Raw genomic sequence first — 11,123 nt, forward strand, 5'->3', positions numbered from 1 at the left:
TCCCGGAGTGACCTGCCCGATGCGCCGCCTCGCGCTGCTCGCCTGCCTGCTCGGCTTTGCCTCTTCCGCCGGGGCCGAGCCGGTGCGCTTCGTCGCTTTCGGCGACATGCCCTATTGCCGGCCCGAGGCGCCGGAGCGCTGCGCCGCGGAGGAGGGCCGCGTCGCCCGGCTGATGGGCGCGATCAACGCGGCGCGGCCGGCCTTTTCCATCTTCGTCGGCGACACCAAGGGCGGGGCCGAGCTCTGCACCGACGACAAGCTGCTGCGCGCGCACAGCTGGATGGGACTGGCGGACCACCCGCTGGTCTATACGCCCGGCGACAACGAATGGACGGATTGCTGGCAGGACCGCGCCGGGCGCTACGACCCGCAGGAGCGGCTGGCGCTGCTGCGCGCCCGGTTCTTCGCCGGTCCCGGGAGCCTCGGCCGGCGGCCGATGCCGCTGCTGCGGCAGGCGGCGCCAACCATCGAGAATGCGCGCTGGATGCGGGACGGCGTGCTGTTCCTGACGCTGCACGTGCCCGGCAGCAACAACGGAAGGCCGGCCGAGCCGGGCGAGCCCGGCGCGCGGTCGCTGCCGCAGGGCGAGGCGGCGCTGGCGGAGTTCGCGGCGCGGGACGCCGCCAACCGCGCCTGGCTGGCCGAGGGCTTCGCCGCCGCGCCGGAGGCGCAGGCGGCGGTGATCGCGCTGCAGGCCGACCTGTTCTTCCGCCGGGTCTGCGGCCAGGGCTACGACAGCGGCTACCGGGCGATCCGCGAGTCCATCGTCCAGACCGCCGCCGCCTTCGGCCGGCCAGTGCTGCTGGTGAACGGCGACAGCCACTATTTCGTCCACCACGAACCGCTGGATGCGGCACCCAACCTCACCCGGCTGCAGGTGCCGGGCGAGGCGGACGTGCAGGCGGTGGTCGTCACGCTCGACCCCGGGGCGGCGCAGCCCTTCCGCTTCGAGCTGGTCGGCGAGGCGGGCGTGCCGCCGCAACGGCCGCCCTGCGCCGGCTACACCTCCTCGATGCGGTCGACGCGGTCGGGGTAGAAGGCGAGGTGGCCGGCGATCTCGGCCATCGCCGGGAAGGGCGCCTCGTAGGACCAGATGGCATTCTCGGCGCGGCGGCCGCCGGCCTCGATGCTGTAGTAGCTGGCATCGCCCTTGTAGGGGCAATGCGTGCTGCGCTCGGTGCGCTTCAGCAGCGCCGCGTCGGCATCCTCGCGCGGGATGTACTGCACGGCCGGGTAGCTTGCCTCCTGCAGGGTCAGGGCGCGGGATGTCTCCGCCACCACCTGGCCGTTGAAGGTGACGCGCAGCCGCTTCGGGTTCGGCGTGATGGTGATGGGATGGTCGGGGCCGGGGAGCTTCATGCGAGGGTCCTCCTGCCCCGCAAGATGGGGCGGCCGGGGCCGCGTAACCAGCGGCGCCCGGGCGGCGAAACGGTCCTGGCAAGGGGAGGCACCGTGATGACCCTCGACAAGGACCGCATCCTGCGGCAGCTGGCCTGGATCGCCGCGATCTGGATCGCCTACGAATTCCTCTGGTACGAGCAGTACAAGCTCGCCGGCCCGACCCTGGTCTTCGACCGGCTGAGCGCCTGGAGCGGCATCCCCGAGAAGCCCTTCCGGCTCTTCGTCGCCAGCATGGAGATCTGCGCCGCGCTGCTGGTGCTGATCCCGCGCACCCGCGTGTTCGGCGCCGCCTTCGCGCTGGGGATCATGAGCGGGGCGATCTTCTTCCACCTGTTCACGCCGCTCGGCGTCGATCCCTATGACGACGGCGCGCAGCTGTTCAAGGAGGCCTGCTTCACCTGGGTCATGGCCGCCTTCGTGCTGTTCGCGCACCGGCGCGAAGCCCTGGCGCTGCTCCGGCGCTATGCTCCCTTCCTGGGACCGAAGGCGGCATGACGCGATGACCCTGCAGCGGCCACCCCGCGACACGCGGCTCGACCTGTTGCGCGGCTGGCTGCAGCTGCAGATCTTCGCCTCCCACGCGCATGGCTCCCTGATCGGCGCCTGGCTGATCACCGCGGCCTGGGGTTTTTCCGACAGCTCGGAGCAGTTCGTCTACCTGTCGGGCTTCGCGCTCGGCTCGGTCTTCACCCTGAAGGCGCATCGCGGCGGCTGGCGGGCCGGGCTGCGCGACCTCGGCCCACGCATCCGCCGGCTCTGGGCGACGCACCTGGTCGTCGTCTGTTCGATGGCGGCGATGGTGATCGCGGTGGAGATGGCGGTGCCGCTGCCCGGGGAGGCGGCGCGGCTCGGCTGGTCCTGGTTGCTGGAGGCGCCCTGGCTGGCGCTGCCCGGGGCGGCGACGCTGCTGTGGCAGCCGACGGAGATGGGCATCCTGCCGGTCTTCCTCTGGTCCATGCTGCTCCTGCCCGGCTTCCTTTGGCTGGTCGGGCGCATCGGCGCCTGGGCGCTGCTGCCGTCCGTCGCGCTTTACGGCGCGGTGCAGGAATGGGGCTGGCACCTGCCGGGCCTCGGCGGGACGGAGGTGGAGTTCAACCCGCTGGCCTGGCAGCTGCTGTTCATCCTCGGCGCCTGGTTCGGCCGGCGGGCGCTGTTCCAGGGCCGCGCGATCGGCGCGAACCGCTGGCTGCTGGGCGGCGCGCTGCTGGTGCTGGCGGCCGGGGTGGTGGCGAAGCTGGCCGAGCACCAGGGCATCCTCGATCTCTCCGCCCTGGCCGCGAAGCAGGACCTGGCGCCGGCGCGGGTGCTGCACAGCCTGGCGCTTGCCTATGCCGCCGTGAGCCTCTGGCGGGTGCGGGAGGTGGCGCTGCGCGGCCCCTGTCCCGCGCCCTGGCCGCGGCTGGCCGCAACAGCCTGCACGTCTTCTGCGTCGGGTTGTTCCTGTCCTACGGCCTGGCCGTGCTGTTCCGCCTCCTCGGCTGGTCGGTCTGGCTGGAGGCGCTGGTGGCGTTCGGCTGCCTCGCCCTGCTGGCCTTCGCCTCCCTGTCCGAGGGGACGCCCCGATTGACCCGCGCGCTGAAAGACTCCCAAGAATAGAGGGCGGGTCCGGGGGATACTTGCCCCCGGCGCTTTCTTCCTGGGGGCTGCGATGCTGCTGACGGATTGCCGGCTGGCCGACGGCCGCACGGGCATGCACGTGCTGCTCCGGGGCGAGCGCGTCGCCGCCATCCTGGATGCCCCGGTGGAGGATGCCGAGGTGGTGGATGTCGGCGGCGCCCTGCTGCTGCCCGCGCTGACCGACTTCCACCTCCACCTCGACAAGTCGCTCTTCGGCCTGCCCTGGATGCCGCACGCCGCCGGCCCCGACCGGATGAGCCGGATCGAGACCGATGCCCGCGTGCTGCCCGCACTCCCGGTGGAGCCCCGCGCCACCGCCATGCTGCGCCGCTGCATCGCCGCGGGGAGCGTGCATTTCCGCAGCCATGTGGACATCACCCCCGCCTTCGGCCTGCGCAACCTGGAAGGCGTGCTGGCGGTGAAGGCCGCCCATGCGGACCAATGCCACATCCAGACGGTCGCCTTCCCGCAGGCCGGGGTGATGCGGGCGCCGGGGACGCTGGAGCTGCTGGAGGAGGCGCTGCGGCAGGGGGCCGACGTGCTCGGCGGGCTCGACCCCTGCGAGGTGGACCGCGACCCGAAGGGGCAGCTGGATGCGCTCTTCGCTCTGGCGGGGCGGCATGGCGTCGGGCTCGACATCCACCTGCACGAGGCGGGGAAGCTCGGGCTCTTCTCGATCGCCGAGATCTGCGCGCGGACCCGGGCGGCAGGGATGCAGGGGCGGGTCTGGATCAGCCACGGCTTCGCTTTGGGGGCGGCGCCGGAGGGGAAGCTGATGGCGGCGGCGGCCGACATGGCCACATCGGGGGTGGGGCTGGTGAGCCATGGCGCCGGCGCCGCGCCGCTGCCGCCGCTGCTGCGCTTGGGCGATGCGGGAGTGCCGATCGCGCTCGGCAACGACAACATGCGGGATACCTGGGGGCCCTATGGCACCGGGGACATGCTGGAGCGGGCGGCGATCATCGGCTGGCGGCTGGATGCGCGGACGGATGCGGCGATGGAGCGGGTGTTCGGCTGGGTGGTGGAGTCGGGGGCGCGGGCGATGGGGGTGGAGGTGCCGGCGGTGGCGGTGGGGGCGGTGGCGAGTTTCGTGTCGGTCACGGCCGAGAGCGTTCCGGAGGCGGTGGCGCAGCATGCGAAGCGGGGGCTGTTGGTGTTTCGGGGCAGGGTGGCATGGCATCCGGAAAACCGTTGCCTTGATTCGGCTCCGGCACGGCATATGTCGTAGACATACGCCACCGAGGCCGCCTCTATGGCCCAGCCCAATCCGCCACCCCGCCGCGTCCGTCTCTTCCGCAACAACCGCAACCAGGCCATCCGCATCCCGGTGGAATTCGAACTCCCCGGCCAGGACGCCCTGATCCACCGCGAGGGCGATCGCCTGATCATCGAGCCCGTGCGCGAGGCCGGCCTGCTCGCCGGCTAGGCGCCGCTGGACGAGCCCTTCCACAACCTGGACGAGACGCTCCTGCCGCTGCACCCCGTCGCGCTGTGACCCGCTACCGGCTCGACACCGACATCGTCTCCGACCTGGTGCGCAAGCCCCAGGGCCGCGTGCCGCCCCACATCGCCCGCGTCGGCGAGAGTGCCATCGCCCTCAGCATCGTCACCGCCGCCGAGCTTCGCACCCGGTGCCGCCCGCAGCGGATCGCCGCGCCTCCACGATCCTCGGCCATTTTCCCATCCTGCCGCTGGAAGCCCCGGTCGACGCCGCCTATGGCACCCTACGCACCGCGCTGGACGCCGCCGGCACCCCGATCGGTCCCAACGACCTGCTGATCGCCGCCCATGCCCTGGCGCTCGGCGCCACCCTGGTCACCGCCAACCTCCGGGAGTTCCAGCGCGTCCCCGGCCTCGCGCTGGAGAACCGGCTTCGCGCCCGACCCCGCAACCATGTGATTCCCAGGCCCCGGCCTGACCGTTAGCCTTACGAAATCCGATTCACCGAAGGTGGGGGCCACCATCCGATGCATCGCCAAGCCGGCCTCCGCGCCGCTTTCCTGCTGTGTGCGCTCTTCGCCGCCCCTCTCCGCCTCGCCACTGCCAACCCACCCCCCACTCTCCACTGGACCCCCTGCACCAGCCCCACCCAATCTGGCTTCGACTGCGCCCGCTTCGAGGTCCCGCTCGACCACCGCCACCCCGACCTCCGCCGCCTCACCCCTCTCCGTCGTCCGCCACCCGGCCGAGGACCCGTCCCGCCGCATCGGCACCCTCTTCTTCAACCCCGGCGGCCCGGGCGGCGCCGGCACAAGGGACCTGCCGGCCTGGCTGCCGCTCTTCCCCGCGCCGCTGCGCGCCGCCTTCGACCTCGTCTCCTGGGACCCCCGCGGCATCGGCGACAGCGACGGCATCCAGTGCTTCCCGAATGCCGAGGCCGAGGCCGCCTTCTTCGACGGCATCCCGACCGACAGCTTCCCCGTCGGGTCAGCCGAACAGGCCGCCTGGATCACCCGCTTCGAGGCCTATGGCCGCCTCTGCGAGGCCCGCAACGGCGCCCGGCTGGCGCATGTCTCGACCGCCGACACGGCGCGCGACCTGGACCTGCTGCGCCAGGCGGTGGGCGAGGCGAAGCTCAACTATCTCGGCGTCTCCTACGGGACCTATCTCGGCGCGGTCTATGCCAATATCTTCCCCCGTGGCGTCCGCGCCATGGTGCTGGACGGCAATGTCGACCCGGTTGCCTGGAACGCGCGGGGGCCGGGCTCAGCACGGCGCTGCGGCTGCTGAACGACATCGCCACCGGTCGCACGCTGGACCGCTTCCTCGACCTCTGCGGCGCGGCGGAGCCGGGGCCGGGGGAGGGCGCCTGCGCCTTCTCGGCCGGCAGCCCGGCAGCGACGCGGGCGGAATCTGCGGCCCTGCTGGATCGGCTGCGCCAAGGTCCCATCACGGCCGAGGGCGTGTCCATCACCTATGCCGGGCTGCTGGCGGAGATGCAGGGCGTGCTCTTCACGGTGGAGCCGCGGCCCGGCGGCTTCCGCGGCTGGGCCTTCGCCGCCGGCCTGCTGCAGGCGCTGCACGACGCGCCGGCGGCGGCGCCCGCCGCTTCGCCCCCGCCCGTGGCGGCGCCCGAGGCGGAGGATCCCTACACCAGCCCGCTGCAGGACCTGGCCGTGGAATGCGCCGAAAGCCCCAACCCCCGCCGCGGCGCCGCCTTCCGCCGCCTTGCGAACTTCGCCGTCGGCCGCGGCGGCCCGGTGGGGGAGGTGCTGAAGCTGGGGCGACGAGCCCTGCTCCGCCTGGCCGGCCCGCGCCGCCGAGCGCTATGCCGGCCCCTGGGACAGCAACCCGGCGCCGGTGCTTGTGATCGGCAATACCTTCGACCCCTCGACGGCCTATGAGAACGCCGTCGCCATGGCCGGGCTGCTCGGCCAGGCGCGGCTGCTGACGGTTGAGGGCTACGGCCACACCGTGCTGCTGAACCCGAGTCGCTGCGCCGCCGAGATAGAGAGCGCGTACCTGATCGAGGGCACCCTGCCGCCCGAGGGGACGGTTTGCGCGCAGGACGCCGCCCCTTTCCGCCGGGGCGCCGGGTCAGGACCTCCATAGGAATACTATCTTGAGCATCACGGCGCCTCCGGTCTATCCTGGCCCCGCCACACGACCCCGGAGGAGCCCCATGCCGCTGCCGAGCCCTGGCGGTCGTGGTCCGGTATGCAAGGTCGCCCCCGGGGTTTGTCCGAAACCGCGACGCCGCGTTTTGGCGCTTTAACTCCTCAATTCCTAAACCGCATGCGGCGAGGCCGGCCGCCGTCCTGGCATTCCCGCGGATAGGGCCGCGCCGGCCTCAACCCGGTTGAGCCGGATTAAGCGGATTAAGCCGCGGCAGGCCCGAACCAGGACTGGCCGCCTTGTCCCGGTGCAGGCACCTGCCCGCGGCGCGGGCAATGCGCGCGCCGGACCTGCCGAGGGACCCGCCGGCGGGGCTGGCGCGCCGCTCCCGCCATGCCAAGCTGCCGCCGCGGACGGAGCGCGGCGCATGCCATCCCTCGACCCCATCGAGTTCGAGCTGTTCAAGAACGCCCTCTTCTCCATCGCGGACGAGATGGCGCTGACCGTCCACCGCACGACCTATTCGGCCGTGCTGAAGGACAACATGGACTACAGCACCGCCTTCTGCGACGCGGAGGGGCGGCTGGTCGCCCAGGGACTGACCCTGCCGAGCCATCTCGGCAGCATCCCGGAGGCGCTGGCCGCGGTGATGCGCCGCTACGGCGACTCGATGGCGGAGGGCGACATCTTCGTCCTCAACGATCCCTTCGAGGGGGGCATGCACCTTCCCCGACATCTTCCTCTTCCAGCCGATCCACGTGGGCGGGGAGCGCGTGGCGATCGCCGCCACCATCTGCCACCACACCGATGTGGGCGGCCGGGTGCCGGGCTCGAACGCCTCGGACAGCACGGAGATCTACCAGGAAGGCCTCCGCATCCCGCCGCTGCGGCTCTACGAGCGCGGCGTGCCGAACGCCACGCTGCACGCGCTGATCGAGCGCAACGTGCGGGTGCCCGTGAAGGTCTTCGGCGACCTGCGGGCGCAGCTCGCCGCCTGCACCATCGCCGAGCGGGCCTTCAAGGACCTGGTGGCGCGCACCGGGCTCGACCGCACGCGCTTCTACATGAACGAGCTGCTGGACTATGCCGAGCGCCTGACCCGCGCCGCGCTGCGCGACCTGCCGGACGGGGAATGGCGGTTCGAGGACCATATCGACGACGACGGGGTGGAGGTCGGCCGCCCCATCCCGCTCCGCGTCCGCATCGCCAAGACCGGCGACCGCATGCTGGTGGACTGGACCGGCAGCAGCCCGCAGGTGAAGGGCGCGATCAACAACACCTTCAGCTACACGCGCTCGGCCGCCTATTGCGCGGTGAAGTCCATCCTGCCGGCCAATATCCCGAACAACGAAGGCTATTTCCGCGCGATCGAGGTGATCGCGCCGAAGGGCACCATCGCGCATGGCGAGCTGCCGGCCGCCTGCGCCGCGCGCGGCCTGACCGGCTTCCGCATGGTGGATTGCCTGTTTGGCGCCCTGGCGCAGATGCTGCCGGACCGGGTCGGCGCGGCAGGGGATGGCGGCAATATCGGCGTCTCGATCGGCGGCTACACGCCGGCGCGGCAGCCCTTCATCTATGTGGACTTCACCTGCTCCGCCTGGGGCGGCCGGCCCTTCGCCGATGGCTGCGACGGCAACAGCCACATGTTCGCCAACATGGCCTCGCCCAGCATCGAGGTGACCGAGGCCGAGCAGCCGATCCAGATCCTGAAGTACGAATTCCTGGCCGATACCATGGGCGCCGGCCGGTACCGCGGCGGCGCGCCCTTCTGCCGCGAGTACTGTTTCCTCGAGGCCGAGGGCGTGCTGCAGGTCCGCGCCGACCGCCGCGCCTTCCTGCCCTTCGGCCTGCAGGGGGCGGGGCCGGCGCGCCCTCGATGAACTGGCTGGTGCGGGAGGGGCGGACGGAGCCGCTGCCCTCGAAGTTCTGCATCACGCTGAGATACGGCGACGTCTTCCGGCTGGAGGTGCCGGGCGGCGGCGGCTGGGGCGACCCTTCACGCGCGATCCCGCCGCGGTGCTGGCGGATGCGCGCAACGGCCTGGTCTCGCTTGAGGCGGCGCGGGCGGAGTACGGGGTCGCCATCGCCGCCGGCTGGACCGTGGACGAAGCCGCGACCGCAGCGCTCCGCGCCAGGCCGCGCCCGCCCTTGCCCGCCATCACCCGGGAGCGCGCGGCATGAGCTGGCGGGTCTCGGCCGATATCGGCGGCACCTTCACCGACCTGGTCGCCATCGGCCCGGGCGGCGCGCTGCGGATGAAGAAGGTGTCGTCGAGCGTCGGCGACTATGGCCGCGCCATCGTCGAGGGCCTGGGCGAGCTCTTCGCCGAGGCCGGCTTCGCGGCGGGCGAGGTCGAGGAGGTGCTGCACGCCACCACCGTCGCCTCCAACGCGATCCTCGAGCACAAGGGCGCCAGGACCGGGCTGATCACCACGGCCGGCTTCCGCGACGTGCTGGAGATCCGCACGCTGCGCATGCCGCGCCTCTACGACCTGCGCTGGGAGAAGCCGGCGCCGCTGGTGCCGCGGCATCTCCGCCTCGGCGTCGCCGAGCGGGTCAATGTCCGCGGCGAGGTCGAGACGCCGCTGGACGAGGCCGGCGCCATCGCCGCCGTCGATGCGCTGCTGGCCGAGGGCGTCGAGGCGATCGCCGTCTGCTTCCTGCACTCCTACGCCAACCCCGCCCATGAACGCCGGCTCGGCGAGATCATCGCCGCCCGCGCGCCGGGTATGCCGGTCTCGCTCAGCGTCGACGTCCTGCCGGAGATGAAGGAGTACGAGCGCACCTCGACCACCGTCATCAACGCCTATATCGGCCCGGTCCTCGGCCGCTACCTGACCGCCCTCGCCGGCGACCTGGTCGGCGCCGGGGTGGGGCGCCGCTGCTGCTGATGCAGAGTTCGGGCGGGCTGATGCCGGCGGCGGACGCCGCACGCCTGCCTGTCCATGTGGTGGAGAGCGGCCCGGCCGCCGGCGTCATCGGCGCCCAGGCCCTGGCGAAGCGGATCGGCCTCGCCAACGCCATCTCCTTCGACATGGGCGGCACCACCGCCAAGGCCGGGGTCATCGAGAATTACGAGGTGACGCGCGCCGGCGAGTACAGTGTCGGCGGCGGCATCATGGTCGGCTCCCGCCTGCTCTCGGGTGCCGGCTACCAGCTGAAGGTCCCGGCGATCGACCTGGCGGAGGTCGGCGCCGGCGGCGGCTCATTGATCTGGCTCGATGCCGCGGGCGCGCCGCAGGTCGGGCCGGAGAGCGCCGGCGCCTTTCCCGGCCCGGTCTGCTATGGCCGCGGCAACACGCAGCCGACCGTCACCGACGCCAATGTCGTGCTCGGCTACCTCAACCCGCAGGCGCTGGTTGGCGGCGCGCTGCCGATCGACGCCACGGCCTCGCGCGCTGCCATCGCCGGGAAGGTTGCCGCGCCGCTTGGCCTCGGCGTGGAGGATGCGGCGCATGGCGCGCATCTGATTGCCGCCTCCAACATGATCCGCGCCATCAAGGCGGTCTCCTCGGAACGCGGCCGCGACCCGCGCGCCTTCGCCCTCGTCGCCTTCGGCGGCAACGGGCCGTTGTTCGCCGCCGGCATGGCACGCGCCCTCGGCATGACCCGCGTGGTGGTGCCGCCCTCCGCCGGCGTCTTCTCCGCGGTCGGGCTGCTGGCCTCGGATGTCGAGGTGCATCTGTCCCGCTCCTGGCGCCGCCTCGCGCGCGGCCTCGATCCCGCAGCGCTCGAGGACGCTGCGGCGGCGCTGGAGGCGGAGGCGCGCGACCGGCTGACGATGCAGGGCTTCCCGCCCGCGCGCATCCGGATCCGCCGCGCCGCGACGCTGCGCTATCAGGGCCAGTCCTTCGAGTTGCAGGTCGGCTTCGCGGCGGGCGAGGGGCCGGACGTGGTCGAGAAACGCTACGGCGCCGAGCACGAGCGCACCTATGGCCACCGTGCCGGCACCGAGGAGCCGGTGGAGTTCGTCACCCTGCAGGTGGTCGGCACCGGCCTGCCGGACCGCCCACGCCTGCCGGACCATCTTGCGCCGCATGCGGTCGCGCCGGCCCAACCCTCCCGCCCCGCCTATTTCGGCCGCGCGCTCGGCTGGCGCGACACCGCCTTGCTGGCCCGCAGCGCGCTTGCCGCGCCCAGGCCCGGGCCGGCCATCATCGAGGAATACGACTGCACCTGCCTGGTGCCGCCGGGCGCGACCGCGTCGCTCGATGCCTTCGGAAACATCATCATCGACATCGAGGGGGAGCCTTCCGCATGAAACACCTGCTACTCGGCGCCGTCGCCGCTTTCGCGTTGAGCGCGGCGGCATCGGCGCAATCCGTGCCGGCCGGGCCGAAGGTCAGCGTGGTCGCGGTCACCCAGCCCTTGCCGACCCAGCCGCAATACACCCGCGTCGACGTGCCGGTGCTCAAGGAAGGCCTCGCGGCGCGGAGCGGCGGGCGGATCGAGGTGCAAGCTCCACGCATGCCGAGCGCAACCTCTCGGGCACCGAGCTGGTCCGCCTGGTCCGCTCCGGCCAGGCCGACATCGCCGCCGCCACCCTGAGC

12 protein-coding genes and 4 pseudogenes are annotated in these 11,123 nt (G+C 72.4%); 15 read left to right on the forward strand and 1 reads right to left on the reverse strand.

Annotated elements, in window-relative coordinates; translation table 11 throughout:
• Positions 1-19: 19 nt before the first annotated feature.
• The gene (locus ACQ86J_RS35005; RefSeq protein WP_431269133.1) at positions 20-1,036 is read left to right on the forward strand and encodes a hypothetical protein; all 1,017 of its coding nucleotides are present in this window, start codon (positions 20-22) and stop codon (positions 1,034-1,036) included.
• Here the strand turns inward: ACQ86J_RS35005 and ACQ86J_RS35010 are convergent.
• Positions 1,000-1,359, reverse strand: a complete 360-nt coding sequence (locus tag ACQ86J_RS35010) for a DUF427 domain-containing protein (protein ID WP_431269134.1) — start codon at positions 1,357-1,359, stop codon at positions 1,000-1,002. The two genes, ACQ86J_RS35005 and ACQ86J_RS35010, sit on opposite strands and share 37 nt — an antisense overlap.
• 96 nt (positions 1,360-1,455) lie before the next feature.
• Here ACQ86J_RS35010 and ACQ86J_RS35015 point away from each other — a divergent pair, with 96 nt between their 5' ends.
• The 14 genes and pseudogenes from ACQ86J_RS35015 to ACQ86J_RS35080 all read left to right on the forward strand — a co-directional run bounded on the left by ACQ86J_RS35015 (position 1,456) and on the right by ACQ86J_RS35080 (position 11,121).
• Positions 1,456-1,896 carry a hypothetical protein gene (locus ACQ86J_RS35015; protein WP_431269135.1) on the forward strand — a complete coding sequence of 147 codons (441 nt, stop codon included), beginning with the start codon at positions 1,456-1,458 and terminating at the stop codon, positions 1,894-1,896.
• Positions 1,897-1,900: 4 nt separating this feature from the next.
• Positions 1,901-2,997: pseudogene (opgC, locus tag ACQ86J_RS35020) on the forward strand (OpgC domain-containing protein).
• A 52-nt stretch (positions 2,998-3,049) separates the two neighbouring features.
• Complete coding sequence (locus tag ACQ86J_RS35025) at positions 3,050-4,246, forward strand: amidohydrolase (RefSeq protein ID WP_431269136.1); 1,197 nt, start codon at positions 3,050-3,052, stop codon at positions 4,244-4,246.
• A gap of 24 nt (positions 4,247-4,270) precedes the next feature.
• Positions 4,271-4,444 (forward strand): antitoxin, encoded by a 174-nt coding sequence (locus tag ACQ86J_RS35030; RefSeq protein WP_431269137.1) that lies wholly within the window; start codon positions 4,271-4,273, stop codon positions 4,442-4,444.
• Positions 4,445-4,649: 205 nt separating this feature from the next.
• Positions 4,650-4,943 carry a PIN domain-containing protein gene (locus ACQ86J_RS35035; RefSeq protein WP_431269138.1) on the forward strand — a complete coding sequence of 98 codons (294 nt, stop codon included), beginning with the start codon at positions 4,650-4,652 and terminating at the stop codon, positions 4,941-4,943.
• Between the two features lie 25 nt (positions 4,944-4,968).
• Complete coding sequence (locus ACQ86J_RS35040) at positions 4,969-5,748, forward strand: alpha/beta fold hydrolase (protein WP_431269139.1); 780 nt, start codon at positions 4,969-4,971, stop codon at positions 5,746-5,748.
• Positions 5,749-5,921: 173 nt separating this feature from the next.
• Positions 5,922-6,362, forward strand: a complete 441-nt coding sequence (locus ACQ86J_RS35045; protein ID WP_431269140.1) for a hypothetical protein — start codon at positions 5,922-5,924, stop codon at positions 6,360-6,362.
• Positions 6,304-6,570, forward strand: a pseudogene (locus ACQ86J_RS35050) (alpha/beta hydrolase); the annotation flags it as partial. The gene ACQ86J_RS35045 and the pseudogene ACQ86J_RS35050, both read left to right, overlap by 59 nt.
• A 496-nt stretch (positions 6,571-7,066) precedes the next feature.
• Positions 7,067-7,216 (forward strand): annotated as a pseudogene (locus ACQ86J_RS35055) (hydantoinase B/oxoprolinase family protein); the annotation flags it as partial.
• A 115-nt stretch (positions 7,217-7,331) separates the two neighbouring features.
• Positions 7,332-8,509 (forward strand): annotated as a pseudogene (locus tag ACQ86J_RS35060) (hydantoinase B/oxoprolinase family protein); the annotation flags it as partial.
• 80 nt (positions 8,510-8,589) lie between these two features.
• Positions 8,590-8,754 carry a hypothetical protein gene (locus tag ACQ86J_RS35065; protein WP_431272775.1) on the forward strand — a complete coding sequence of 55 codons (165 nt, stop codon included), beginning with the start codon at positions 8,590-8,592 and terminating at the stop codon, positions 8,752-8,754.
• Positions 8,751-9,464 (forward strand): hydantoinase/oxoprolinase N-terminal domain-containing protein, encoded by a 714-nt coding sequence (locus tag ACQ86J_RS35070; RefSeq protein WP_431269141.1) that lies wholly within the window; start codon positions 8,751-8,753, stop codon positions 9,462-9,464. Before ACQ86J_RS35065 ends, ACQ86J_RS35070 begins: the two co-directional genes overlap by 4 nt.
• Complete coding sequence (locus ACQ86J_RS35075) at positions 9,464-10,834, forward strand: hydantoinase/oxoprolinase family protein (RefSeq protein ID WP_431269142.1); 1,371 nt, start codon at positions 9,464-9,466, stop codon at positions 10,832-10,834. The genes ACQ86J_RS35070 and ACQ86J_RS35075 overlap by 1 nt, the downstream gene beginning before the upstream one ends.
• On the forward strand, positions 10,831-11,121 hold the full coding sequence (locus tag ACQ86J_RS35080) for a hypothetical protein (protein ID WP_431272776.1): 291 nt from the start codon (positions 10,831-10,833) through the stop codon (positions 11,119-11,121). The genes ACQ86J_RS35075 and ACQ86J_RS35080 overlap by 4 nt, the downstream gene beginning before the upstream one ends.
• The last annotated feature ends 2 nt before the right edge of the window (positions 11,122-11,123 follow it).

Source organism: Dankookia sp. P2, assembly GCF_050632255.1.
GTDB lineage: Bacteria > Pseudomonadota > Alphaproteobacteria > Acetobacterales > Acetobacteraceae > Paracraurococcus.

What these genes read in the sequence shown, in the direction of transcription:
- ACQ86J_RS35005 (WP_431269133.1), top strand. Translation starts at nt 20, where the DNA reads ATGCGCCGCCTCGCGCTGCTCGCCTGCCTGCTCGGCTTTGCCTCTTCC.
- ACQ86J_RS35010 (WP_431269134.1), bottom strand. Translation starts at nt 1,359, where the DNA reads ATGAAGCTCCCCGGCCCCGACCATCCCATCACCATCACGCCGAACCCG.
- ACQ86J_RS35015 (WP_431269135.1), top strand. Translation starts at nt 1,456, where the DNA reads ATGACCCTCGACAAGGACCGCATCCTGCGGCAGCTGGCCTGGATCGCC.
- ACQ86J_RS35025 (WP_431269136.1), top strand. Translation starts at nt 3,050, where the DNA reads ATGCTGCTGACGGATTGCCGGCTGGCCGACGGCCGCACGGGCATGCAC.
- ACQ86J_RS35030 (WP_431269137.1), top strand. Translation starts at nt 4,271, where the DNA reads ATGGCCCAGCCCAATCCGCCACCCCGCCGCGTCCGTCTCTTCCGCAAC.
- ACQ86J_RS35070 (WP_431269141.1), top strand. Translation starts at nt 8,751, where the DNA reads ATGAGCTGGCGGGTCTCGGCCGATATCGGCGGCACCTTCACCGACCTG.
- ACQ86J_RS35075 (WP_431269142.1), top strand. Translation starts at nt 9,464, where the DNA reads ATGCAGAGTTCGGGCGGGCTGATGCCGGCGGCGGACGCCGCACGCCTG.
- ACQ86J_RS35080 (WP_431272776.1), top strand. Translation starts at nt 10,831, where the DNA reads ATGAAACACCTGCTACTCGGCGCCGTCGCCGCTTTCGCGTTGAGCGCG.